The sequence below is a fragment of the Novosphingobium percolationis genome (genome assembly GCF_020179425.1).
GTDB lineage: Bacteria > Pseudomonadota > Alphaproteobacteria > Sphingomonadales > Sphingomonadaceae > Novosphingobium > Novosphingobium percolationis.
The window spans coordinates 458,866-483,336 of record NZ_JAILYM010000001.1; the positions used below are offsets into that span (position 1 = coordinate 458,866).

At 67.2% G+C, this 24,471-nt stretch carries 24 protein-coding genes; 14 read left to right on the forward strand and 10 right to left on the reverse strand.

Annotated elements, in window-relative coordinates:
- Positions 1 to 13 precede the first annotated feature (13 nt).
- Genes K3A84_RS02060 through K3A84_RS02080 form a run of 5 tightly spaced genes read left to right on the forward strand, consistent with a single transcriptional unit; the run spans position 14 to position 4,515 of the window.
- A complete protein-coding gene (locus tag K3A84_RS02060; RefSeq protein ID WP_225007407.1) occupies positions 14 to 1,492 on the forward strand; it encodes a phytoene desaturase in 1,479 nt (492 codons plus the stop codon).
- Positions 1,489 to 2,070: an LOG family protein gene (locus K3A84_RS02065; RefSeq protein WP_225007408.1), complete on the forward strand. Its 582-nt coding sequence runs from the start codon at positions 1,489 to 1,491 to the stop codon at positions 2,068 to 2,070. Before K3A84_RS02060 ends, K3A84_RS02065 begins: the two co-directional genes overlap by 4 nt.
- 11 nt (positions 2,071 to 2,081) lie before the next feature.
- On the forward strand, positions 2,082 to 3,059 hold the full coding sequence (locus tag K3A84_RS02070; protein WP_225007409.1) for a phytoene/squalene synthase family protein: 978 nt from the start codon (positions 2,082 to 2,084) through the stop codon (positions 3,057 to 3,059).
- A complete protein-coding gene (locus K3A84_RS02075; RefSeq protein WP_225007410.1) occupies positions 3,041 to 3,769 on the forward strand; it encodes a cytochrome b/b6 domain-containing protein in 729 nt (242 codons plus the stop codon). The genes K3A84_RS02070 and K3A84_RS02075 overlap by 19 nt, the downstream gene beginning before the upstream one ends.
- Positions 3,766 to 4,515 carry a molybdopterin-binding protein gene (locus K3A84_RS02080; RefSeq protein WP_225007411.1) on the forward strand — a complete coding sequence of 250 codons (750 nt, stop codon included), beginning with the start codon at positions 3,766 to 3,768 and terminating at the stop codon, positions 4,513 to 4,515. Before K3A84_RS02075 ends, K3A84_RS02080 begins: the two co-directional genes overlap by 4 nt.
- Positions 4,516 to 4,543: 28 nt before the next feature.
- Here the strand turns inward: K3A84_RS02080 and K3A84_RS02085 are convergent, their stop codons facing one another.
- From K3A84_RS02085 to gorA, 3 genes are all read right to left on the reverse strand, one after another.
- Positions 4,544 to 5,572 (reverse strand): SDR family oxidoreductase, encoded by a 1,029-nt coding sequence (locus K3A84_RS02085; RefSeq protein WP_225007412.1) that lies wholly within the window; start codon positions 5,570 to 5,572, stop codon positions 4,544 to 4,546.
- 14 nt (positions 5,573 to 5,586) lie between these two features.
- The gene (locus K3A84_RS02090) at positions 5,587 to 6,309 is read right to left on the reverse strand and encodes an SDR family oxidoreductase (RefSeq protein WP_225007413.1); all 723 of its coding nucleotides are present in this window, start codon (positions 6,307 to 6,309) and stop codon (positions 5,587 to 5,589) included.
- A gap of 61 nt (positions 6,310 to 6,370) precedes the next feature.
- Positions 6,371 to 7,729 carry a glutathione-disulfide reductase gene (gene gorA, locus K3A84_RS02095; RefSeq protein ID WP_225007414.1) on the reverse strand — a complete coding sequence of 453 codons (1,359 nt, stop codon included), beginning with the start codon at positions 7,727 to 7,729 and terminating at the stop codon, positions 6,371 to 6,373.
- 150 nt (positions 7,730 to 7,879) lie between these two features.
- On the opposite strand from gorA, the gene K3A84_RS02100 reads away from it, so the two are divergent.
- Positions 7,880 to 8,329 carry an Imm30 family immunity protein gene (locus K3A84_RS02100; RefSeq protein ID WP_225007415.1) on the forward strand — a complete coding sequence of 150 codons (450 nt, stop codon included), beginning with the start codon at positions 7,880 to 7,882 and terminating at the stop codon, positions 8,327 to 8,329.
- A gap of 44 nt (positions 8,330 to 8,373) precedes the next feature.
- Here K3A84_RS02100 and K3A84_RS02105 read toward each other — a convergent pair whose 3' ends face one another.
- Together K3A84_RS02105 and pgi are read right to left on the reverse strand one after the other, a co-directional pair.
- A complete protein-coding gene (locus K3A84_RS02105; protein ID WP_404823084.1) occupies positions 8,374 to 8,646 on the reverse strand; it encodes a GIY-YIG nuclease family protein in 273 nt (90 codons plus the stop codon).
- 221 nt (positions 8,647 to 8,867) lie between these two features.
- Positions 8,868 to 10,388, reverse strand: coding sequence for a glucose-6-phosphate isomerase (pgi, locus tag K3A84_RS02110; RefSeq protein ID WP_225007417.1), 1,521 nt, complete (start codon positions 10,386 to 10,388; stop codon positions 8,868 to 8,870).
- A gap of 244 nt (positions 10,389 to 10,632) precedes the next feature.
- Here pgi and lepB point away from each other — a divergent pair, with 244 nt between their 5' ends.
- The 6 genes from lepB to K3A84_RS02140 all read left to right on the forward strand — a co-directional run bounded on the left by lepB (position 10,633) and on the right by K3A84_RS02140 (position 16,581).
- Positions 10,633 to 11,436 carry a signal peptidase I gene (lepB, locus tag K3A84_RS02115; RefSeq protein ID WP_225007418.1) on the forward strand — a complete coding sequence of 268 codons (804 nt, stop codon included), beginning with the start codon at positions 10,633 to 10,635 and terminating at the stop codon, positions 11,434 to 11,436.
- A 20-nt stretch (positions 11,437 to 11,456) separates the two neighbouring features.
- Positions 11,457 to 12,122, forward strand: coding sequence for a ribonuclease III (gene rnc, locus K3A84_RS02120; protein WP_404823103.1), 666 nt, complete (start codon positions 11,457 to 11,459; stop codon positions 12,120 to 12,122).
- Between the two features lie 48 nt (positions 12,123 to 12,170).
- Positions 12,171 to 13,064, forward strand: a complete 894-nt coding sequence (gene era, locus K3A84_RS02125) for a GTPase Era (protein WP_225007419.1) — start codon at positions 12,171 to 12,173, stop codon at positions 13,062 to 13,064.
- Positions 13,064 to 13,897, forward strand: coding sequence for an SGNH/GDSL hydrolase family protein (locus K3A84_RS02130; protein ID WP_225007420.1), 834 nt, complete (start codon positions 13,064 to 13,066; stop codon positions 13,895 to 13,897). The genes era and K3A84_RS02130 overlap by 1 nt, the downstream gene beginning before the upstream one ends.
- A 46-nt stretch (positions 13,898 to 13,943) precedes the next feature.
- Positions 13,944 to 14,711 carry a bestrophin-like domain gene (locus tag K3A84_RS02135; protein ID WP_225007421.1) on the forward strand — a complete coding sequence of 256 codons (768 nt, stop codon included), beginning with the start codon at positions 13,944 to 13,946 and terminating at the stop codon, positions 14,709 to 14,711.
- Between the two features lie 319 nt (positions 14,712 to 15,030).
- Entirely contained in the window at positions 15,031 to 16,581 is a 1,551-nt protein-coding gene (locus K3A84_RS02140) for an ArnT family glycosyltransferase (RefSeq protein WP_225007422.1), read from the forward strand.
- 18 nt (positions 16,582 to 16,599) lie between these two features.
- Here K3A84_RS02140 and topA read toward each other — a convergent pair whose 3' ends face one another.
- The 5 genes from topA to plsY form a co-directional block, all read right to left on the reverse strand.
- The gene (gene topA / locus K3A84_RS02145; protein WP_225007423.1) at positions 16,600 to 19,233 is read right to left on the reverse strand and encodes a type I DNA topoisomerase; all 2,634 of its coding nucleotides are present in this window, start codon (positions 19,231 to 19,233) and stop codon (positions 16,600 to 16,602) included.
- Positions 19,234 to 19,319: 86 nt separating this feature from the next.
- The gene (locus K3A84_RS02150; protein ID WP_225007425.1) at positions 19,320 to 19,673 is read right to left on the reverse strand and encodes a hypothetical protein; all 354 of its coding nucleotides are present in this window, start codon (positions 19,671 to 19,673) and stop codon (positions 19,320 to 19,322) included.
- A gap of 21 nt (positions 19,674 to 19,694) precedes the next feature.
- The gene (locus K3A84_RS02155; RefSeq protein WP_225007426.1) at positions 19,695 to 20,696 is read right to left on the reverse strand and encodes a hypothetical protein; all 1,002 of its coding nucleotides are present in this window, start codon (positions 20,694 to 20,696) and stop codon (positions 19,695 to 19,697) included.
- A gap of 77 nt (positions 20,697 to 20,773) precedes the next feature.
- Positions 20,774 to 21,889, reverse strand: coding sequence for a DNA-processing protein DprA (gene dprA / locus K3A84_RS02160; protein WP_225007429.1), 1,116 nt, complete (start codon positions 21,887 to 21,889; stop codon positions 20,774 to 20,776).
- Entirely contained in the window at positions 21,886 to 22,479 is a 594-nt protein-coding gene (gene plsY, locus K3A84_RS02165) for a glycerol-3-phosphate 1-O-acyltransferase PlsY (protein WP_225007431.1), read from the reverse strand. Before plsY ends, dprA begins: the two co-directional genes overlap by 4 nt.
- Positions 22,480 to 22,584: 105 nt before the next feature.
- Here plsY and murI point away from each other — a divergent pair, with 105 nt between their 5' ends.
- Positions 22,585 to 23,403 (forward strand): glutamate racemase, encoded by an 819-nt coding sequence (gene murI, locus K3A84_RS02170; RefSeq protein WP_225007433.1) that lies wholly within the window; start codon positions 22,585 to 22,587, stop codon positions 23,401 to 23,403.
- Between the two features lie 11 nt (positions 23,404 to 23,414).
- On the forward strand, positions 23,415 to 24,377 hold the full coding sequence (locus K3A84_RS02175; protein WP_225007436.1) for an MBL fold metallo-hydrolase: 963 nt from the start codon (positions 23,415 to 23,417) through the stop codon (positions 24,375 to 24,377).
- Positions 24,378 to 24,471: the final 94 nt, after the last annotated feature.

Here is a 24,471-nt window from a genome sequence, read left to right on the forward strand (position 1 = left end):
GGAAGTCGCAACGATGAAGAAGGCGTGCGTTATCGGAGCCGGGTTCGGCGGGCTGGCCCTGGCCATCCGCCTGCAGTCGGCGGGGATCGAGACAACCGTGATCGAGGCCCGCGACAAGCCGGGCGGCAGGGCCTATTTCTGGGAGCGCGACGGCTTCACCTTCGACGCCGGGCCGACCGTCATCACCGATCCGCCGTGCCTGCAGGAGCTGTGGGCGCTCAACGGCCACCGCATGGAGGACGATGTCGAGCTGATGCCGGTCAGCCCGTTCTACCGGCTGAACTGGGCGGATGGCACGAACTTCGATTATTCCAACGATGAGAGCGCCTTGCGCGCGGAGATCGCCAAGATCAGCCCCCGTGACGTTGCGGGATACGAAGCGTTCGTCGACTATGCCGCAGGCGTGTTCGAGGAAGGCTATGTCAAGCTGGGCGCGGTGCCGTTCCTCGATTTTGCCAGCATGATCAAGGCCGCCCCGGCGCTCGCGAAGTATCAGGCGTGGCGCTCGGTCTATTCGATCGTTTCCAAGTACATGGAACACGAAAAGCTGCGCGAGGCGTTCAGTTTCCACACCCTGCTCGTCGGCGGCAATCCGATGCAGACCAGCGCGATCTATGCCTTGATCCACAAGCTGGAAAAGGACGGCGGCGTGTGGTGGGCCAAGGGCGGCACCAACCGCCTGATCGATGGCATGGTGCGCCATTTCCAGCGGATCGGCGGCACGGTGCGGCTGGGCGATCCGGTGACGAAGATCCAGTCGCTGGGCAACCGCGTTACGGGCGTGGAGACGCGCAGCGGGTGGCAGTCGAACTTCGACGCGGTCGCCTCCAACGGCGACCTGATGCACACCTATCGCGACCTGCTGAGCACCAGCACTCACGCGCAGCGGCAGGCCAAGGCCTTGAAGCGCAAGAAGTTCTCGCCCAGCCTGTTTGTGGTCCACTTCGGCATCGAAGGCACCTGGCCGGGCATTCCGCACCACATGATCCTGTTCGGCCCGCGCTACAAGGGGCTGCTCGACGACATCTATACCCACGGCGTGCTGCCCGAGGACTTCTCGATCTACCTGCACCACCCGACCGTCACCGATCCGTCGATGGCGCCCGAGGGAATGAGCACGTTCTATGCGCTGGTGCCGGTCGCCAACATGGGCAAGCTGCCGGTCGACTGGGAGCAGATCGGCCCGCTGCTGGAAAAGCGCATCCTCGATGAAGTGGGGCGTCGGCTGATCCCCGACATCCACAGCCGTATCGTGACGAAGTTCCACTATGCCCCCAGCGACTTCGCCACGGACCTGTCGGCGCATCTGGGCAGCGCGTTCAGCCTTGAACCGCTGCTGACGCAGAGCGCCTGGTTCCGCGCGCACAACCGCGACGATGCCATCCCCAACCTCTATCTGGTGGGCGCGGGGACGCATCCCGGCGCCGGGATTCCGGGCGTTGTCGGCAGCGCCAAAGCGACGGCGAAGCTCATGCTGGAGGATCTTGCGTGAAGCGTATCGCGGTCTATTGCGGATCGGCTTCCCCGGCGGACCCGCGTTACGTTGCGCTGGCGCGCGCGGTGGGCGCGACGCTGGCCGCGCGCGGGATCGGCATGGTCTATGGCGGCGGGCGACTGGGCCTGATGGGCGCAGTCGCGGCGGGTGCGCTGGCGGCAGGCGGCGAAGTGATCGGCGTGATCCCCGAAGCGCTGGCGGGCCCCGAAGTCGCGAACCCGGATTGCACCGAACTGCACGTGGTGCGCTCGATGCACGAACGCAAGCAGGCCTTCACCGACCTGTCCGACGGGTTCCTGACCCTGCCCGGCGGCGTCGGCACGATGGACGAACTGTGGGAAGCGGTGAGTTGGGCGCAGCTCGGCTACCACGCCAAGCCGGTCGGTCTGCTCAACGCCTTCGGGTTCTACGATCACCTGCTGGCGTTCAACCGCCACATGATCGAGGTGGGCTTCGTGCGGCCTGCCCACGCGGGCATTCTCATCGCCGAACACGATCTGGACCTGCTGCTGGCGCGCATGGCCGCGCACGAACCGCACCAACCGATCTTTGCGATGAAGGCCGAGGACCTGTAAGGTCAGGGGAGATGGAAGATCGAAGTAGCCTCGTCGCCACGGCGCGCGATTCGATCCGCAAGGGATCGAAGAGTTTCGCCGCGGCGAGCGCCCTGTTCGACCGCGCGACGCGCGAGCGGGTGTGGCTGCTCTATGCCTGGTGCCGCCGCTGCGACGACCTGATCGACGATCAGGACCATGGTGGCAGGTTGGGCAGCACCAAAGACGTAACGCAACGTCTCGCCGAGGTGCGCGACCGGACCGCTCTCGCCTTCGCGGGCATGCCTGCGGGTGATCCGGCTTTTGACGCGCTGGGGCTGGTGGCGACCGAGACCGGGCTGACGCTCGACATGGCGAACGCGGTGATCGACGGCTTCGCGCTCGATGCGGCCGACTGGCAGCCGCGTAGCGAGGCCGACCTGATGCGCTATTGCTGGCATGTCGCGGGCGCGGTCGGCGTGATGATGGCCGTGGTCATGGGAGTCTCGCCCACCGACGAGGATACGCTCGATCGCGCCTGCGACCTTGGCCTTGCGTTCCAGCTCGCCAACATCGCGCGCGACTTCGCCGAGGACGATGCGGCGGAGCGCTGTTACGTACCGCTCGAATGGCTGGCCGAAATGGACATTCCCCCCGGCGAGCAGATGAAGCCGATCCACCGCAAGGCCATGGCCGCGCTGGCGCAGCGCATGTGCCGCCTGGCGCACGCGCACGAATGTTCCGCGCGGGTGGGCGCTGGCCGGCTCAAGCCCCGCCAGCGCTGGGCGATCCTCGCGGCGGCGGGCATCTATGGCGAGATCGCGCGAGAGGTGGAGCGCCGGGGTGAGCGGGCGTGGCACAGCCGCACGGTGGTGAGCAACGGGCGCAAGCTGCAGTGGATCGCGCGGGCCGGATTGCGCGCGCTGCGCCCGGTGCCGCGCGCGTGCCACGAGGGCGCCGCCGCGCGGCGCCATACCCGCCGCGACCTGATCGCACTCGCCGGAGAACACCGATGGACCACGCCGCGCTGATCTATCGCACGCGCCTGCCGGTACGGATCTGGCACTGGCTGAACGCCTTGAGCGTGTTCGTGATGCTGATGAGCGGGATGATGATCCTCAACGCCCATCCCTGGCTCTACTGGGGCAAGTTCGGCGCCAATCCCGACCATGCCTGGCTGGAAATCCCCAACTTCCCCGGCAGCGACGTGCCCTTCCCGCCGCTGCTGACGATCCCCAGCCGCTACGACCTTGCGGCCGCGCGCCAGTGGCATTTCTTCTTCGCGTGGGTGCTGGCGGCAAGCCTTGTCGCCTTTCTGGTCTACGCCGTCACGTCACGCCACCTTGTGCGCGATCTCTGGCTGCGGCGCGAGGAGCGATCGCCCGGCCACCTGTGGCGCGATATCAAGGCGCACGCGGCCTTGCGCTTCCCCACCGGAGACGCCGCGCGCGCCTACAACCCCTTGCAGAAGCTCGCCTATCTCGGCGTCCTGCTCGTGCTGTTGCCGCTGGTGGTGCTGACCGGCCTGACGATGAGCCCGGCGCTCAACGCCGCGTTTCCGGTTCTGCTCGACCTGTTCGGCGGGCGGCAATCGGCGCGGTCGATCCATTTCCTCTGCGCCAGCGGGCTCGCCCTGTTCATCGCGGCACATCTGGCGATGGTGCTGCTGGCCGGACCGCTCAACGAACTGCGCTCGATGGTGACGGGGTGGTACAGGTTGCCAATGGAGAAGCGGCCATGACGATCCTCACCCGCCGCAATGCTCTGGTCGGTGGCGCGGGGCTGATGCTCGCCGGGTGCGACCGCATCGTCGCATCGCCCACGGTGAGGAAGGTGCTGACGCTGGGCGAGAAGGCGACGATGAGCGCGCAACGTCTCGTTACGGACCGCAACGCGCTCGCGCCCGAGTTTACGCGCGCCGATCTGTCGCCCAGCTTCCGGGTCAACGGCACCCGCGCGCCGGGATCAGCGGATTATCAGCGCCACGCAGCCGAAAACTTTGCGAACTGGCGACTTGCCGTGGGCGGCATGGTCGCACATCCGTTGTCGCTGAGCCACGCACAACTGCGCGCCATGCCCGCGCGTAGCCAGATCACCCGCCACGATTGCGTCGAAGGCTGGAGCGCGATCGGCGAATGGACCGGCGTGCCGCTCGCGCTTGTGCTGCGCCATGCCGGGCTTTCGGCAAACGCGCGTTACGTGGTGTTCCATTGCGCCGACGACTATGCGGGCAAGCCCTATTACGAGAGCATCGACATGGTCGACGCCTTCCACCCGCAAACAATCCTGGCCCACACCATGAACCGCCAGCCACTGTCAGTTGGCCACGGCGCCCCCTTGCGGCTGCGGGTCGAGCGGCAGCTGGGCTACAAGCAGGCCAAATACGTCATGCGGATCGAAGCGGTCGCCAGCCTTGCGGGCATCCACGGCGGCGGCGGCGGATACTGGGAAGATCACCGCGGCTATCAGTGGTACGCGGGGATCTGAGCCCGCCGTCCTCGCCCGCAGCGTAACGTCACACCTTCACCAGCCCGAGGTCGATCAGGCTGCGCGCAGTCTCGATGATCGTGTCCTCCGCCGGATGCATGGTCCAGCCGACGCGCCGTTCCGCATGGGCGGAACTCGCCGCGCGGACCTTGCCGAGTTCGGTCGACACCTGCTTGAGCGCCGAGCTGAACGGCGCGCCGAGTTTCACCACGAAATTGGGCAGCCGCCGCGTCGGCACCTTGCGCGCCTCGTGCCCCAGCCGCCGCTTGAGGATGGCGGCGATCTCGGAAAAGGTCAGGAACGGCCCCGAGGCGAGGAAGCGTTCGCCCGCCAGCCCCGGCTCGGTCAGCGCGCGCACGTGCAGGTCCGCAACGTCACGCACGTCGACGATGCCGAAGCCGACATCGGGCAGCGCGGGAATCGCGCCTTCGAGCAGTTGCTTGACCAGTTCGATCGAGGTCGAAAGATCGCCGCTCGTCACCGGCCCGAGCACCGCCACGGGGTTGACCGAAACGAACTCCATGCCCGCGCCTTCCGCCGCGATCCAGTCGCGGGCGGCGCGTTCGGCCACGGTCTTGCTGCGCATGTAGGGCGGCACGGCGGGGTTCTCCAGCACGGTCCAGTCACCCTCGGCAAAGACCTTGCCCGCCACGTAACGATGCGGCGGATGGCCATAGCCCACCGCGGCGAACGAGGAGGTCAGCACAAAGCGCGTCACCCCCGCCTTCTTCGCCGCGCGAAGGGCGCGCAGCGCACCGTCGCGCGCGGGCCCGACCAGCTCTTCGGGGTCCTTGGGCACGTGCAGCGGAAACGGGGAGGCCACGTGCGCCACATGGCTGCATCCCGCCGCCGCCTCGTCCCAGCCCGCGTCGGAGGTCAGGTCGGCGGCAAAGAACTTCAGCGTTTCGGGCGTTCCGCCCAGCAAGGGCCGCAGTTCCGCCTCACGCGCAAGGCTGCGCACGGTGGTGTTCACGTGCCAGCCCGCGTCGAGCAGCTGGCGGATCAGGAAGCCGGCAATGTAGCCGCTGCCGCCGGTGACAAGAACGGTTCCGTTCATCGGATTGCTCCCTTTCAGAATGCCAGCATGAGGCGGCGCGCGAGCGCGGGCGACAGCGAATAGACCAGACGCAGGAACTTCACCTGCCCGACGTTGGCCTCGTCGGCGTTGCGCTGCATCGCGGTGACGATCTCGGCGGCGCAGGCCTCGGGCGACAGCTTCTTCATGTGGAGCTCGGTGGTCATCGCGGTTTCCACGACCGGCGGCAGCACTTCCAGCACGTGGATGCGGGTGGCCTTCAGCTGTTCGCGCAGCGCGATGGTGTAGCTGCGCAGCGCCGCCTTGGTGGCGCAGTAGATCGCGCTGGCCGTGTTGGGCGCGATGGCCAGGCCCGAGGTGACGTTGACGATCATTGCCTCCGGCCGCGCGCGCAGGGTTTCCATCAGCCCGGCAATCAGCCGGATGGGCGCGTGGACGTTGAGCTGCAGGGTGCGTTCGTCCGCCGCCGCATCGGGCATGGCGGCGCGATAGTCGTGCGCCGCGCCCATTCCGGCGTTGTTGACCAGCACGTCGATCGGACGACCTGCCACTTGCGCGAGCAGACCGGCAACGCCTCCGCTGGTGGCGAGATCGGCGGAGATCACCTCGAACCCTTCGCCGCGCGCCGCTTCGATGCGGTCAGGCGTGCGTCCCGTAACGATCACCTCGGCCCCCTTGCCCCGCAATTGCCGCGCCAGCCGCAATCCGATGCCGTCGGTGCCGCCGGTCAGCAATACCAGCTTGCCGTTCAGGTCCATGTCTCATCTCCCCCGCTTGTCGTTGCGGGGGAGACTATCACATAAGTTGCATTCCGCAACTTTATTTGAGGAGGACCAGTTCCTCGGCCATCGACGGATGCAGCGCCACGGTATCGTCGAACGCTGCCTTGGTCAGCCCGGCCTTCACGGCAATGGCCGCTGCCTGCAGGATTTCGGGCGCTTCCGGCCCGATCATGTGGATGCCCAGCACGCGGTCGGTGTTGGCATCGACCACCATCTTGTACAGCCCCCGCTCGGGCCGGTGCCCGAAGATGTTCTTCATCGGGCGGAAGTCCGACGAATAGACCTTCACCGCGCCATACTGGTTGCGCGCCTGCCCTTCGGTGAGGCCGACAGCGGCCAGCGGCGGCTGCGAGAACACCGCGCTGGGGATGCAATCGTAGCTGATCGACACGTCCTTGCCGCCGAACACGCGGTCGGCAAAGGCATGGCCCTCGCGGATGGCGATGGGCGTCAGCTGCACGCGGTCCGTCACGTCACCGACCGCATAGATGCTGTCGCACGTGGTGCGGTTGAAGGCGTCGACCTTGATCTCGCCGCGCTCGCCAAGCTCCACCCCGGCGTTTTCAAGGCCAAGCCCGTCGACCTTGGGACGGCGCCCGGTGGCGACAAGGATCACGTCGGCCACCAGTGGATCGGGCTGGTTCTTGAGGTACGCTTCGAGGCAGCCGTCCTCGCGCTTCACCACCTTCTCGAACGGGCAGTTGAACTTGTATTCGATGCCGCGCGCCATGGTGATCTGGAGCAGGCGGTCGCGCAGGGCCTCGTCATAGCCGCGCAGCAGCGTCTCGCTGCGGTTGACCACCGTTACGTGACTGCCCAGCGCGTTGAAGATGCCGGCAAATTCCATCGCGATGTAGCCCGCGCCTGCGATCACCACCTTCTTCGGCAGTTCGGGCAGGTGGAACACCTCGTTCGAGGTGATGCAATGTTCCGCGCCTTCGAAGTCCGGCGTCACGGGCCAGGCCCCGGTGGCGATCAGGATGACCTTGGCGGTGATCTCGCGCCCACTGTCGGCCAGCCGCACCGAATGCGGCCCGGTGATCTCGGCGCGTTCGAGGAAACGCTCGACCTTGTTGTTTTCCAGCGTCGATGTGTAGGCCGCGTTCAGCCGGTCGACGTCCTTGTTCACCGCATCGCGCAGGGTCGGCCAGTCGAAGCGCATCCCCTCGACCGTCCAGCCATAGTTGGCCGCATCCTGCAGTTCCTCGGCGAAGTGCGAACCGTAGACCAGCAGCTTCTTGGGCACGCAGCCGCGGATGACGCAGGTGCCGCCGACGCGGAACTCCTCGGCCACGGCCACGCGCGCGCCGTGGCTCGACGCGATCCGGCTGGCGCGCACCCCGCCCGAACCTGCGCCGATGACGAAAAGGTCGTAGTCGTAGTCCTGCTCGGCCATGAAATGCTCCTTTGCGGCGCATATGGGGCGGACGGGGGGCGGTTGCCAAGGGAGAAGCGCGGGAACCGGCCTGCCCCAAGAGGTGGGGCCATATTCGAACGGCGGTTTGCGCCCACTTGCAGACATTCCGTCGCCGAGCCATCGTGCCTCATGCTTGAAGACGACCTAGCGCAGCTACGGCGGGTGATCGCACGCGGTGCAGCAGCCCGCGACATCGATGCTGCCCTTAAGCCAATCGGCTCTGTCGGGGATCCGAGAACAATAGCGCCACTTCTGCTCATGTTGACCGATGACGTGGAAGATGAGGGTCTATGGTCACTGGTCCACGCTGCCGAGCATTTTGATGACGCAACGTATATCAGGCACTTCCTTGCCGCCTTGTCCGGCGTGGTGGCTGGTTCAAGCCGTTGGGCATCAATACTTTTGATGCGGATACTGAACTCCGAGGCATCCCGAGCGGAGTTGATACGCCAAGTTCGGATAGCACCTGTTGATACGCGCAAGGCTGCCGCCTTGCTCTGCGGTGCGATCAACGAACGAGACGCGCGGTTCTTAGCGAAGACGACTAGCGTTTTGCTCGCTGCGTCGAACGACCGCTAACCACCCAACATCTACCGTCGCCCCGTGCTTGACACGGGGCTTGGCTACTTTGCGTTCTCGCTTTGCGGTGTCGCCACCGGATACCACTGGTCCCAAAGGTCCAGCCAGTCTGGATTGTCCGTCTCGATCAGCGCGAATTTCCATTCCCGGCGCCATTTCTTGACCAGTTTCTCGCGGGCAATGGCCTGTTCGATTTCCGCGTGCCGCTCGGCATAGACCAGCCTGGTCTTGCCAAAGTCCGTTACGTGGATCGAGCCACGACCTTCACGATGCTGCCATACGCGACGGATCAGATCGGAGGTGACACCCACATACATGCCGCCTCGGTCTGGTTTGCCATGATATAGACCCAGCCGCCCTTTTCCATCACGCCAGCATGCCAAACGCGGGGGCGCAAGGGAAGCCGAGCCCCGTGTCAAGCACGGGGCGACGGGTAGCTTGTCTGTCGGTCGTCCCGCTCCCCGCAGCCCGTGTCCACGCTGCGTGCCCCCTCTCGCAAGCCGGAGGGGGCGGGGGTGGGCAGCGCCGCCCCTTCAGATCACCCGCCGATGCCGGCGGCCGCGAGAAGCGCCTCGGTGGAAGCGTCGAAGCCTTCGCCGCCGCCCGCGTCGATCTGCTTGGCGATCGCCTTGCCCAGCTCGACGCCGAACTGGTCGAAGGGATTGATCCCCAGCAGCATCGCCGAAACGAAAGTGCGGTGTTCGTGGAACGCGATCAGCGCGCCCAGCGTGCCGGGCGTCAGGTCGTCGCACAGGATCGTCGCCGAAGGACGGTCGCCCGGATAGGCGCGCGCGCCGTCCTCGGACGCCTTGCCCGCCATCAGCGCCGCGCCTTGCGCAAAGCAGTTCGACAGCAGGATCTGGTGGTGCAGCGGATCGAGATCGTGGCCCGGCACCTTCACCGCGAGAAAATCGACCGGGATCAGGTGCGTGCCCTGGTGCAGCAGCTGGAACACGGCGTGCTGCGCATCGGTGCCCACGCCGCCCCAGGTGATCGGGGCGGACGGGCGTTCCAGCGGCTCGCCATTCGCGGTCACGCGCTTGCCGTTCGATTCCATCTCCAGCTGCTGGAGATAGTCGGGCAGCAGCGCGAGGCGTTCGTCATAGGCGAAGACGGCGCGCGTCTGGCAGCGGCGCGCTTGCGTGTAATAGAGGTCGGCAAAGGCCGCGCGCACCACCACGTTCGCATCGAACGGCGCTTCGATAAAGTGCGTGTCGATCGCGGCGGCACCGTCGAGGAATTCGGCGAAGGCGTCCGATCCCAGCGCCAGCGCGACCGGAAACCCGATCGAGGACCACAGCGAATAGCGCCCGCCTACGGTCTCGCTGAACGGCAGCACGCGGGTTTCGTCGATGCCCCATTCCACGGCCTTGTCCGGGCTGGCGGTCAGCGCCACGACCCGGCCATAGGGGTCGGCGACGCCGCCCTGCCGCAGCCATTCCAGCGCCGAAGCGGCGTTGGTCATGGTCTCGGTGGTGGTGAAGGTCTTGGACGCGAGTGCAATCATCGTGGTTTCGGGATCGCACTGCTTCATCGCCGCTTCCAGCGCGCAACCGTCGATGTTCGAGACGACATGGACCGCGACCTTGGCATCTTCGCGCGCCAGCGCGTCGATCGCCAGCGCCGGGCCGAGCGCCGAACCGCCGATGCCGATGTGGATCAGGCTTTTCACCTCGCCCAGCAGACCTTCGTGGATCGCGTCGACCAGCCCCTTCATGCGCGCGTGCAGCGCTTCGGCCTCGACCACGGCGGTCGGCGAGCCGATACCGCGCTCGGCGCTGTGTTCGGCGGCGCGGCCTTCGGTGTTGTTGATCGGCTCGCCCGCGAACAGGGCGTCGCGCTTGGCTTCGAAGCCCATGGTGGCGGCGATGCGCGCCAGAACGGCTTCGACCGCAGGCGTCAGGTGGGTCTTGGCCCAGTCGAACCGAATCGGGCCGCCGGGAATCTCCAGCTCCGTGCAGTAGCGCGCGAGGCGATCATCGCCTTGAAAAAGCGCGGAAAGCGTGGGGGCATCGAGGCTCTCGAGTTCGCGCCAGAGCGCCTGGGCCGGGTCCGCCATCTGTCTTGTCCTTTCGCAACTGCGGTATTCGCCCCTCAATGCCCGCTCGGGCTTCGTCCGCCAAGCACCGCCGTTCATCGATGGGGCCTGTGCGAAATCGTATTTTGTGGGCAGGTCGGGCCACGAATCCCGCTTGACGTAGGCAAGGCCCCTCCACATGACCGCCACGATGACCTCACCCGACGACAATGGACCCGTGGAAGGGACCTCCGCGCCAGCGCCGGGCCAGCCCGGAGAACCCAACATGGCGCGCACACGCGTGAAGAAAGAGAAGAAGGAGGACAGCTTCCCCGTCTTCCTGATCAAGCTGGTGCTGATCGTCGCGATCTTCCGCAGCTTCATCTTCTCGCCCTTCAACATCCCGTCGGAATCGATGCTCCCCCGGCTGGAGAACGGCGACTACCTGCTCGCCGCCAAGTGGCCGTTCGGCTATTCGAAGTACTCGCTGCCCTTCAGCGCCCCACTGCTGCCGAGCCGCATTCTGGCGGGCCAGCCTGCGCGCGGCGACGTGGTGATCTTCAAGGCCCCGCCGGGCAACGATGTCGACTACATCAAGCGCGTGATCGGCCTGCCGGGCGACACCATCCAGATGATCGGTGGCGTGCTGCACATCAACGGCAAGCCGGTGAAGAAGGAGCGCATTGCCGACTTCGTGATCCCGGTTTCGGCCAACACCAACTGCGTCGCGCCCGAATTCGAGGCGACCGAGAAGGATGGCACGGCTTCGTGCCACTACCCGCAGTTCCGCGAGACGCTGCCCGAGGGCCGGAGCTACAACGTCCTCGACCTCGGCTATCGCCCGCAGGACGATACCCCGCCGGTGATGGTGCCCGAAGGCGACATCTTCCTGATGGGCGACAACCGCGACAACTCGATGGACAGCCGTTTCCCCGCCGTTGAAGGCGCGGGCATCGGCATGGTGCCGCAGGACAACCTCGTCGGGCGCGCCACGATCGTGATGTGGTCGACCGACGGCAGCGCCAACTGGTTCCTGCCTTGGACGTGGTTCACCGCCGCGCGCTGGAACCGGATAGGGGGCACGTTCTGAGCAAGACCCCTTCCCCTTCGCTGACCGAAGAGACGGCGCGCTTCCTGACCGAGCTGACCGGCGCGGCGCAACGTGACGCCGCGTTGTGGCACGCTGCGCTGACGCACGGGTCGCTGGGAGAGCCGGTCGATTACCAGCGGCTGGAGTTTCTGGGCGACCGCGTGCTTGGCCTCGTCATCGCCGACTGGCTGTTCGAGAACACCGGTGCGGCCGAAGGCAAGCTGTCGCAGCGGCTCAACGCGCTGGTCAGCCGCGAGACCTGCGCTGACGTTGCCCGCACGCTGGGCATCCCGCCGCACATCCGCATGGGCAAGCAGGCCCGCGACGATGGCGGCGCGAACAGCGACAACATCCTCGGCGACGTGATGGAAGCGCTGATCGGCGCGCTGTTCCTCGAACGCGGCTTCGATGACGCCCGCGCCTTCGTGCGGAAGGCCTGGGCCCGGCCGATGAGCGGCGGCACCGGGCAGCGCAAGCATCCCAAGGCCGCCCTGCAGGAATGGGCCGCGGGCAACCGGCGCAAGCCCCCGGTCTATACGCTCGCCAGCCGCGACGGGCCCGACCATGCCGCGATCTTCACCGTGCGCGTCGCCGTGGGCGGGGTGGGCGAAGCCGAAGCGCGCGGTTCGAGCAAGCAGGAAGCCGAGACCGCAGCGGCCCGGATGTTCATGGAGCGCTTCGGCTGATATACTCAGCCCCACTTCGATCCTCGAAAAGAACGGAATACTCGTAACGTGACGGAAAAGTGCGGCCTCGTCGCCGTGATTGGCGCCCCCAATGCGGGCAAGTCCACCCTGGTCAACGCGCTCGTCGGCCAGAAAGTGGCGATCGTTTCGGCCAAGGCGCAGACCACCCGTGCACGGCTGATGGGCATCGCGCTGGAAGGCGAGACGCAGATCATCCTCGCCGACACGCCGGGCCTGTTCGAACCCAAGCGCCGGCTCGACCGCGCCATGGTCAACGCGGTGTGGGAAGGCGCTTCGGAAGCCGATGCCATCCTGCTGGTGGTCGATTCCCGCAAGAAGAAGCGCGACTATCTCGAACCGATCCTGACCAGCCTGAAGGACCGCCCCGAACGCAAGATCCTCGTACTCAACAAGGTCGACGCGAGCCCCAAGGAACCCCTGCTTGTCGCGGCGGAGGAACTGTCGCCGCTGGGCAATTTCGACGAGGTGTTCTTCGTTTCGGCGCTGACCAACGATGGCGTGGCCGAACTCAAGACCCGGCTGGCCGAGCTGATGCCCGAAGGCGCGTGGCACTATCCCGAAGATCAGGTGTCCGACGCTTCGGAACGCCTGCTCGCCGCCGAGATCACGCGTGAGCAGATCTACCGCCAGCTTCACGACGAGCTGCCCTATGACAGCGCGGTGCGGCCCGAAAGCTATACCCATCGCAAGGACGGTTCGGTCGAGATCCACCAGCAGATCGTCATCGCGCGCGACAGCCAGCGCGGGATCGTGCTGGGCAAGGGCGGATCCAAGCTCAAGTCGATCGGCGAAGCCTCGCGCAAGGAGCTGGCCGAACTGCTGGGCACGAAGGTCCACCTGTTCCTGCACGTGAAGGTCGAGGAAAACTGGGCCGAGAGCAAGGAAATCTACGAGGAAATAGGCCTCGACTGGGTGAAGTGATGCGCCCGGCCGCTCTGGCGCTGGCGGCGATGATCGCCTGCTCCACCGCGCAGGCGCGCCCTGCCCCGGCGCCCGGCGACCGTTACGTGGCGCTTGGCAGCTCTTATGCGGCAGGGCCGGGTCTTGGCGCGGTCGCCGATGGCGCCCCGGCGCGCTGCGGCCATGGCGCTGCGAGCTATCCCCGTCAGCTTGCAGCCAAGCTGCGGTTGAAGCTGACCGATGCGAGTTGCAGCGGCTCCACCACCGAGCATATCCTCGGCCCCTGGAACGAGATCGCCCCGCAGATCGAGGCGGTCACCGCCGACACGCGTCTCGTCACGGTGACGACCGGCGGCAACGATGTCGGCTTCGTGACCAACCTTGGCGCGGCGGCCTGCGCGACGATGCCGGAAGCTGCGCGCCCGCCCCAGTGTCCCCGCCCTCGCGTCGTGAGCGAGGCCGACTGGCGCGGGGTCGAACAACGGATGGCGCGGATCGCCGCCGAAGTGCATGCCCGTGCGCCGCGCGCGCGCCTGGTGTTCGTGGATTACGTCACGATCGTCGGCCCCACGGGCGGCTGTGCGGCCTTGCCGGGCGACGCCGATGCCCTGGCATCGAGCCGGGCGCAGGCCCGACGGCTGGCCGCCATCACCGCGCGGGTGGCACGCCGCAACCGGGCGTTGCTGTTCAGGGCTTCGGCGCTGACGCAAGGCCATGGTCCGTGCGAGGCCGATCCCTGGAGCCTGGGGATCGCGCCGGGCGAGCCCGATGGCGGCGTGCCGCTGCATCCCGGCCCCAAGGCGCACGGCGCCATTGCCGAAGGCCTCGCGCGGTTGCTGGCAAGGCGCGGTTGACCGGATTGCGGGCTTGCCGCATCCCTTCAGCGGGAGGACCGACCGGATGATCGACAATGCGCCACTGCTGCTGATCGGGTGCGTGCTGCTGATCGCGATGCTGGCGGCCTATGGCCTTGGCCAGGTCCTGCACGGCGTGCTGCTGCGCGGGCGCGAGGACGGGGCGACCAGCAACGAGAGCTATGTGCTGTCGGGGGTGTTCGGCCTGCTTGCGCTGCTGATGGCCTTCGCTTTCAGCCTCGCCATCGGGCGTTACGAGACGCGGCGCGAACTGGTGGTCGACGAGGCCAACGCGATCTCGACGATGGCAAGCCGCCTGAGCCTGTTCGACGAGCCCCAGGCCGCAGCACTGCGCCTCCCGCTCGCGACATATGCCCGCGCCCGCGCAGAAGCGGGCAAGATCGAGGATGATGCGCGCTGGCAGGGCGCGGTGGACGAAGCGGCGCGTCTGGGCGACGGATTCGGCAACCTGCTGTTCGCAACGTTGCGTTCGATGCCGCCCGATACGCGCGGCCCCGTGCTGGTGCAGGCTTACAACGAGATGAGCGACCTTGCCACCGCGCGCCATGCCGCGCGCAAGGCACGGCTGCCCGAAGAGGTGCTGCTGCTGCTGGCGCTCTATTGCTGCGCGGGCGCGACCATGCTCGGCTACACGCTCGCCGGTACGGGGCGGCGCCATACGCTGGCCTCGCTGATCTTCTTCGCGCTGCTGGCGGGCGCCTTCGTCACCATCCTCGATCTCGACCGCCCGCGCGGCGGCGCGATCCTGGTGCCCCAGGACGAACTGGAAGCCGTCGCCCGCGCGATTTCCTGACCCGCGAAGGGAAACGCCGCACAGGGCGTTAAGCTTGCAACAGACCGGCAATGCCACGGTCGGCGACACGGACCGCGCGCCTTTCAGCGTACGCGCCGTTGCCCCGCCGCGTGGCTTTGTCACGTTTGGAACGTATAGAATTGCAACGGCTGTTTCAGAGATTTGCGCAGGCCTTCCCTTCTTTCAACAGCGCGCCAATTAATTCAGGCCTTTATTCGATCTGGCGCATTTTCAGGACTGATGCATACTGATTTTATTGGAACAATACTGTCAGTTCGTGCACAGAGTGCGAGCGTCGTGCGGTCGATGGAGCATCTTGATGTCTGAACTGCGCGGCAACGATGCTGCGGCTGCAGGAATTGCACTGGCGGGTAGCGGGCCCTTTGCAGTCCCGGTACCGCGCTGGACCTGGCCGACCGACCTCCCCCGCCCGCTCGTCTCCGCGCTCGGCTTCCTTGCGCTGACGCTGGCCCTGCATCTGATCCAGTTCGGCAATCCGGTGCTGCATGTGGACGAGGAGTTCTACCTGCTCGTCGCCGACCATATGCGGCACGGCGCGCTGCCCTTCGTCGACATCTGGGACCGTAAGCCGCTGGGGCTGTTCCTGCTCTACCGCTTCTTCCTGCTGTTTCCGGGCGATGGCGTCGTTACGTACCAGCTGTTCGGCGTGGCCGCGTGCGCGGCAACCGCGCTGGTGATCGAGCGACTGGCGCGCGAGATCGCCAGTCCTGCCGCCGCGCGGCTGGCGGGCGCCGTCTATATCCTGTTCCTGCCGGTGTACTGCTTCGGCATCGGGCAGGCCCCGGTGTTCTACAACCTGCCCGTGGCGCTTGCGGCGCTGCGCACGCTAGAGGCCTGGCGCGCGCGCGACGAACGCGACTTCGTGCGCGGCGGCGTACAGGCGATGGCGCTGCTGGGGCTGGCGATCCAGATCAAGTACACGGTGGTGTTCGAAGGCGCGGCGTTCGGCGTCGTCCTGCTTGCCCGCGCGCGTGCGCTGGGCTGGAATGCGGGGCGCTTGGCCGGGGTTGCCCTGCTGTGGTGCGCCGTTGCGATCGCGCCCACGCTCGCGTTTCTGGCCGTCTATGCCGCGCTGGGGCATGGCGAGGCCTTCATCCACGCCAACTTCCTGTCGATCCTCAACCGCCGTTCCGATGGCATGGCCTCGTGGTCGCGGCTGGGCAGCGAAATGCTGGGCCTCGTGCCGTTCTGGCTGGCGATCCTGTGGGCCGACCGGCGACTGGCTCCGCGCGAAGGACACGATCCGGCGGCGCTGTGGTTCCTGCGCCTGTGGGCGATCGCCGCCTTTGCCGGGTTCCTCGCCTTCGGATCGTGGTACGACCATTACGTCACGCCGGTGCTCGTGCCGCTGAGCGTGCTGGCCGCGCCCGCGCTGGCCCAAGTGCCGGGCGCGCGCTGGCGCTGCGTGCTGCTGCTGGGCTTCGGCGCGATCGCCAGCGTGGTGGTCATGGCCGACAGCATCCGCCGCCATGGCACCAAGGCGCAGGCCGACCACGTCGCCACCGCGATCCGCAGCGAGCTGCACGGCGGCTGCGCCTTCGTGTTCGATGGCGAACCGGCGTTCTATCGCATGGCGGGAAGCTGCCTTCCGGGCCGCTATCCCTTCCCCAACCACCTCAACACCTGGACCGAGGCGCAGGCGCTCGACATCGATCCCAACCTCGAAGTCGCGCGCATCCTGATGGCGCGGCCCGACGTGGTGGTCGTGGCGGAATGGTGGCCGTTCTACCTGCCCAACTGGGAAACGCGTGCGATCGTGGGCGATTTCCTCGCCCGCGGCTACGAACGCTACGCCAGCGTGAAGCTGGGCACGCACACCTTCGGCCTGTGGCGGCGCCGGAAGGGATAGCCCCTCCGGCGCGGCGCGTCATTCCGCGGACTTGACGGCCTTGGCCTTGGCAGGAGCCTTGGCAGGAGCCTTGGCCTTGGGTGCGGCCTTCTTCGCAGGCGCTTTCTTCGCAGGCGCCTTCTTTTCCGCCGCGTCCTTCTTGGGGGCAGCGGCCTTCTTCGGCGCGGCTTTCTTCTTGCCCTTCGCGGGCCCCTTGGCCGCGCGCGCGTCGATCAGCGCAATGGCTTCCTCTGGCGTCAGCGCCTCGGGCTGCTTGTCGCGCGGCAGGGTGGCGTTGGTCGTACCGTCGGTGACGTAGGGGCCATAGCGCCCTGCCATCAGCTTGATTTCGCCGCCCGAGGTCGGGTGTGCGCCCAACAGCTTAAGCGGTTCGGCCGCCGCGCCACGCGCCGGACGCCCGCCGCCCGCCGCCGCTTCGGCCAGCTTGATCACGGCGGCGTTCATGCCGGTTTCGAACACTTCGGCGGTCGCCTTGAGCCGTGCATACTTGCCATCATGCGCGAGGTACGGCCCATAACGCCCTATGCTTGCGGTAATAACGTTGCCGCTTTCGGGGTGCACGCCGATCTCGCGCGGGAGCGACAGCAGCTTCAGCGCCCATTCTAGATCCAGCTCGCCGATGTCCTTGGGGATCGAGGCGCGCTTGGCTTCCTTGCCCTCGCCCAGCTGGATGTAGGGACCGAAGCGGCCCGTGCGGCGGGTGACGTCAAGATCGGTCACCGGGTCCTTGCCCAGCACGGTCTCGCCGCCATCGCCGCCATCCTCGGCGCCTCCGGGCTGCGCGAACTTGCGGGTAAACTTGCACTCAGGGTAGTTCGAGCAGGCGACAAACGCGCCATACTTGCCGCCGCGCAAGGCAAGGCGGCCCGACTGGCACTTGGGGCACAGGCGTGGATCGCTGCCGTCGTCCTTCGGCGGGAACAGGTAATCTTCAAGAAAGATGTCAAGTTCGGCCGTTACCTCGCTGGGCTTCTTCTCCATGACCTCATCGGACTTGGGCTTGAAGTCGCGCCAGAACGCTTCCAGCACCTTCTTCCAAGCCGCGCGCCCGCCCGAGACGTCGTCAAGTTCGTCCTCCATCCCGGCCGTGAACTGATAAGCGACGTAGCGATCGAAAAAGCGTTCGAGGAACGCCGTCAGCAGCCGCCCGCTTTCCTCTGCGAAAAAGCGGTTCTTTTCGGTGCGGACGTAATTGCGGTCCTTGAGCACCTGGAGCGTTGCAGCATACGTCGAAGGGCGGCCTATGCCGAGTTCCTCGAGCCGCTTGACGAGGCTTGCTTCGGAATAGCGCGGGGGCGGCTGGGTGAAGTGCTGGCTCGCCTCGACGCCGCGCTTTGCGGGGGTGTCGCCCGCCGCCATCGCCGGCAGCAGGCCGCTTTCATCGTCGTCCGCGTCGCTCTTCTGGTCGCGGCCTTCCTCGTAAACGGCGAGGAAGCCGGGGAACTTCACCACCTGCCCCGTGGCGCGCAGTTCGTGCTTGCCGGTGCCGTCACGCAGGGTGACGGTGGTGCGTTCGAGGTTGGCCGAGGCCATCTGGCTTGCCAGCGCGCGCTTCCAGATCAGGTCGTAGAGCCGCGCCTCGTCACCCGAACCGTGGCGGTCCTTGGTGAAGTCGGTCGGACGGATCGCCTCGTGCGCCTCCTGCGCATTCTTGGCCTTGGTTTCGTAATGACGCGGCTTTTCGGGCAGGTAATGACCCGAATAGCGGTCAGAGATGGCCACCCGCGCCGCCGAAATGGCGCTGTGGTCCATCTGCACGCCATCAGTACGCATGTAGGTGATCGCGCCCGCTTCATAGAGCGTCTGCGCCACGCGCATGGTGTGGCTGGCCGAGAAGCCCAGCTTGCGCGCCGCTTCCTGCTGCAGCGTGGAAGTGGTGAACGGCGGCGACGGATTGCGGCGGGTCGGCTTGGTCTCGACCTCCTCGACACGGAAGGTGCCCGCTTCGACGATGGACTTGGCGCGCAGGGCAATGCCCTCCTCACCCAGCGAAAGCCTTTCAAGCTTTTGCCCATCGAACTTCACAAGCCGGGCGAGGAATTCGGTGCCGCCCTGCTCCAGCTTCGCGACGACCGACCAGTATTCCTGCGACTTGAACGCCTCAATCTCGCGCTCGCGCTCGACGATCAGGCGCAGGGCCACCGACTGCACGCGGCCCGCCGACTTGGCGCCGGGCAGCTTGCGCCACAGCACCGGCGAAAGGGTGAAGCCGAACAGGTAGTCGAGCGCGCGGCGGGCCAGATAGGCATCGATCAGGTCCTGATCCAGCTCGCGCGGGCGCTTCATCGCCTCGGTCACCGCCTGCTTGGTGATGGCGTTGAAGGTGACGCGTTCGACTTCCTTCGGAAGCGCACGACGTTTACCCAGCAACTCCTTGACGTGCCAGGAAATGGCTTCACCTTCGCGATCAGGGTCAGTCGCGAGGATCAGGCGGTCGGCCTGCTTGGCAGCGTCGGTGATGGCCTTCACCCGCGCCTGCTTGTCGCCATACAGTTCCCAGTCCATCGCGAAGTCCTCGTCCGGGCGGACGGAGCCGTCCTTCACCGGAAGATCGCGGATGTGCCCATAGGAAGCGAGGACCTGGAAGCCGGGACCGAGATACTTCTCGATGGTCTTGGCCTTGGCCGGGGATTCGACGATGACAAGCTGCATGGCGGTGAAACTGAACCCTTACACGTATGCGTACGCACGAGGGTGGCGAGACGAACGGCCTCTCGTCAACCCATACCCTCGTCCGGTCAGGCGCGGGGCGTAGCCCGCCAGGCGATGAGGAACAAGACCGCCAGCAGCAGATCGATCGCGGCGAAGAAGGCCACAATCGGCAGGACGCGCCCCTGCGTGAACAGCACCAGCGCGGGTACGCCGAACACGAGCTTTTCGAAAACGGCCGGAATCATCAGCGCGCGGTACTTCACCGGATCGCCGCCCACGATCCAGAATACCGCCTGGAACACAATCGCGCAGCCGACGAAGCCGAGGAAGGTTTCAGCGCCCAGATGCGGCAGTGGCACGAGGTAGAGCGGCGGCAGCACGAGAAAGCCCCAGAGCGCCGCGCTCCGGAATATCCGTTGCGCCAGTCGTGCTTCGGCCATCGCCTCCCCTTTCGCCCGTTGTCAGCGAAGGACGACGATCTGCTCCACCAGACGCTGGTTGGCAAGGCTGGCGGCCTTGGTTGCGCCCTGTTCGTAGTTGCCGGGCTTGGCCTGGAATTCGAACTTGCGCGTCTTGCCGAACATCATGCCACCGTGGCCGAAAGCCGCCATCAGCCCGCCCGCGACGTTGGCGGCGGCCTGCGTGGTCTTGTCGAGGCCGCTGGAGGCATCATGCTTCTCGATCAGGTCGCCGTCTACCGGAATGCCACGCGCCAGCGTCATCGTCACCGTCTTGCCGTTGCTGCCCAGCACGGTCATCCGCGAGAAGCCGGACACGACCGAAACGTTCGCATTGACCTCCAACCCGCCGAAGCTGAACGCACCGGGGCGCTTCTGGTCGGAAAAGTCGATCAGGTAGGTCACGCCGATCACCGGCACGCCCGCCGCCTTCGCATAGTTCGACAGCGCCATGCTGGCCTGCCCCGCCTCCATCGACAGGCCGATGCTGGACAGGCCGCTGCCCTGGAAATCGCCGGGCAGCATGATCAGTGTCGGCAGCACCGTCGGCTTGACGTAGGTCGCCTTCCCCTTGCTCTTCTTCTCCAGCATGATCGACACGTCGAGCGGCGAGGGATTGCCGTGCGGCTTGGCGAGTTCGGGCGCGGCGAACACCGTGGCGGCATCGCGCACGGCAAAGCCCGCGCCGGTCAGCTGTGTCACGAAATCGGCATAGGCGGCATCGGCCACCGCCTGCATCATCTGCGGGGTGACGCCGACGAGCGAGGACTTCGCCTTGGTCGTGCCGCCAAAGGCCCCGATCATGCCACCGGTCGCCTTGGTCTGGTCGGTCGATTCGAAGATGAAGCCGACGTTGAACGCGCCAATCGCCACGGCGCTCGCGCCCTTGACCGCGTCCTTGCCCGACACCTTGACGAGCTGGTCGGGCGCGGCGGCGGCAGGGGCGGCGATCGTGGCAAGCGCCAGCGCGGGCGCAGCGAGAAAAAACAGACGGCTCTTGGTCATGGCAGCATCCCCCGGAAACGGTAGCCACACCCTAGAGCGCTGCAAAACCGTCACCATCCCACGATCGGGGGATGTCGTCAGGCGAGCGAGACCCTGCCCCCGGCATGGCGGATGAGACGCCCTGCCAGTTCCAGTTCGAGCAGCGCGGTCTGCACGGCTCCAGTCGACGCGCCGCTCTGGCGGACGATCTCGTCCACCGGCACCGGCGCGGTGCCCAGCAGGCCCGCGATATCGGCAGGGTCTTCCGGTTCGGCGGGCACAAACGCCATCGGCTCGCTTTCGCGAAAGGTCGAGCGCGGCGCGCCGTCGAAGCCCGCCAGCAGTTCGATCACGTCCTGCGCGCTCTGCACCAGCACCGCGCCTTCGCGGATCAGGTGGTTGCAGCCCTGCGAGCGGCTGTCGAGCGGCGAGCCGGGAATGGCCATGACCTCGCGCCCCGCCTCCGCCGCAAGCCGCGCGGTGATCAGAGAGCCAGACTTTGGCGCCGCCTCCACCACCAACGTCCCACTTGCCAGCCCGGCGATGATGCGGTTGCGCCAGGGGAAGTGACGGGCCAGCGGTTCGGTGCGCGGCGGCATTTCCGCGATCAGCAGCCCGCGTGTCGCGACCTCTTCCTGCAGGTCCAGGTTCTCGGGCGGGTAGGTCACGTCGATGCCGCTGGCGATGACGCCGATCGTGCCGCCCCCTTCGGACATGCCCGCCAGCGCGCCCGCATGGGCGGCGGAATCGATGCCCCGGGCAAGACCGGAGACCACGGCGTAGCCCTCGCCCGCCAGCGCGGTCGCGAACTGGCGCGCCAGCTTGACCGCGCCCGCCGAGGCATTGCGCGCGCCGACCACCGCCACCGATGGCCGCGTGAACAGCGCCGCATCGCCGCGCACGGTCAGGATCGGCGGCGGGCTTTCAAGGCGCGCGAGGCCTTCGGGATAGTCGGGAGAATCGTGGAACAGGTAACGCGCGCCAAGCTTGCGCACCGCCGCGATCTCGTCCTCGATCCGCGCGGCCTCGGCGGGGCGATAACGCGCACCGCCCCGCCCCGCCAGGTCGGGCAGCGCGGCGATGGCCTCGCTCGCGGTACCGAAGCGGCGCAGCAACTGGGCATAGCTGACCGGCCCGACGTTGGGCGAGCGCAGCAGGCGGATGCGGGCGAACGCCTCGTCGCGGCTCAGTGCGGGCGCCTGCGCCTCGCTCACCCTTTCGACCCGACTTTCGGTTCCGTGCCCGCACGCAGGCGGGCGATGTTGGCGCGGTGCAGCCAGAACACCAGCAGCGCGAGCAGCGCCAGCACCAGCGCATCGTCGCGATAGCCGAGGATCACTGCCGCGACAGGGGCCGCCAGGGCGGCGGACAGCCCGCCGAGCGAGGAAATCCGCGTGATCGCCAGCATCCCTAGCCACACCACGGCATAGGCCAGCCCGATCGGCCAGGCGAGCCCGAGCGAAACGCCCATCAGCGTCGCCACGCCCTTGCCGCCCTTGAAGCGCAGCCACACCGGGAAGCAGTGCCCCAGCACCGCGCCCAGAGCCGCCAGCGCTTCGGCTCCGGCCCACAGGTGGCGGGCGAGCAGCACCGCGGCCAGCCCCTTGCCCATGTCGAGCAGCAGCGTCGACGCCGCCAGCCCCTTGCGCCCGGTGCGCAGCACGTTGGTCGCTCCGATGTTGCCCGAACCGATGGCGCGCAAGTCGCCAGCCCCGGTCAGGCGGGTGAGGATGAGGCCGAAGGGGACGGACCCCAGGGCATAGCCGAGCGCGAGCGCGAAAATCTGTTCCACAAGCGGGGTCATATCGCCGCTGCGAAACAAAAGGGAGAGGCGGCTTTCCTTTTTGGCGGCTCTGCCAGTAGAACGCCCCCTATGAGGGCAGGCTTTCAGGATCGAGTTGCGTCCGAAATGGCGCGAACCAGCGCGGTGGCGGCGGATCCAGCCGCTCCGCTGCTGCTGTTCGATTCGGGAGTCGGCGGGTTGTCGGTGCTGGCCAAGGTGCGCAAGCTGCTCCCGCAGGCACCGGTGATCTACGCCGCAGACAATGCCGGGCTGCCCTATGGCGACAAGACGGAGGCGCAGATCGCCGCGCGCGTGTCGGGCCTGCTGGGCCGCATGACCGAACGCTTCCGCCCACGCCTCGTCTGCATCGCCTGCAACACCGCTTCGACCATCGCGCTCGCTTCGGTGCGCGAGGTGCTGGAAGTGCCGATCGTGGGCACGGTGCCCGCGATCAAGCCCGCCGCCGCGATGACGCGCACCGGAGTGATCGGCCTGCTCGGCACCGCCGCCACGATCCGGCAGGGCTATGTCGATCGGCTGGAGGCCGAATTTGCCGCCGACAAGCTGCTGCTGCGCCATGGCGCGCCCGAACTGGTCGCCGCGGCTGAAGCCAAGCTGCGCGGCGAAGCGGTGGATCCCGAAGTCTATACCCGCGCCGCTGCCGCCTTGCGCGCGATGCCCGGTGGCGAACGGATCGACACCGTGGTGCTGGCCTGCACCCACTTTCCGCTGGTGCAGGACGAACTGGCACAGGCCTTCGGGCCGGACGTCCGCTTCATCGATGGATCGGACGGGATCGCAAGGCGCATCGCCGCCTTGACGCAAGGGCAGGACTGGCGGCGCGACGCGCCCGATCTGGCGCTGTTCACCCGGGCCGACGATTCCATCACCGGGCTATCCGGGGCGCTCGCCGCGCACGGGCTCGCCCGCGTGGCCGTGTTCTGAAGGGGGCTACGGTGGGACTGCCGTCGAGAATTTTCATCGCGCTGTTCCTGCTGACGGCCGGCCCGTACTACTGGTACCTGATCGACGCGCGCACCGCTGAAGCCCCGACGCCACGGATCGACATCGCCGCGCTGCGCCGTGCCGCTGATCGCATTCCCGGCCCTCGCCCGGTGGAGATAGCCTATGCTCCCGTCGCGGTGCGCCGCATGGCAGGCACGATGCTGGTGGCGGGCGGCGGTCTGCGCTCGCAACTGGTGGGCAAGGTGGCCTATCGCCTCGTCACGCCCGGCGGCGACACGGTGATCGATGCCGGCCCCAACCGCGCGCAGGCAGAGGAAATCGGCTTCGACCACTTCAACGATGCCGCACGGCACCAGGTCGATGGCTGGATGATGCGCTCGCGGCGGATCGTTTTCACGCATGAACATCCCGATTTCGTGGGCGGCTTCACCACCTCGGCCTTGTTCGACCAGATCGCGCCCAAAGTCGTGGTGACGCGCGTGCAAGTCGAGACGATGGACCGCATGCGCCCCGGCGTGAAGGCGCAGGTCGCGCCGGTTGTCGACGCGCAGGGGCCCACGCCGATCGCGCCGGGCGTGGTGTTCGTGCCCACCCCCGGCCATTCGCGCGGCTCGCAGATGATCTACGTGCGTCTTGCCGATGGGCGCGAATACCTGTTCGCCGGGGATACCGCGGCGATGCAGCGCAACGTCACCTGGCAGCGCCCGCGTTCGCGACTCGCGTCGGCCTGGCAAGGGGGCGAGGATCGCGCCGCGGTCGTCGGATGGCTCAAGGCGCTGGCAGCCCTGCACACGCAGGCGCCGGGCCTGACGGTGGTCTACGGCAGCGATCTCACCTGGCTCGAAAGCCGGCGCGGGCCGCATTTCAGGAGCGCCTTCCGCTACGGCTCGGGCGAGCGGCGCGGCGTGCTCTCCGATGGCGACGTCGTGTCCGACAGCGACGCCAACAATTGATGCTGGCCAAGGCCTTGCGAGAGGCGTAAGAGCCGCCACATTCGCCGATGAGGGGCCTGTGGGATCGGGTGCCCTTGTCTGGAGACGGTCGGTC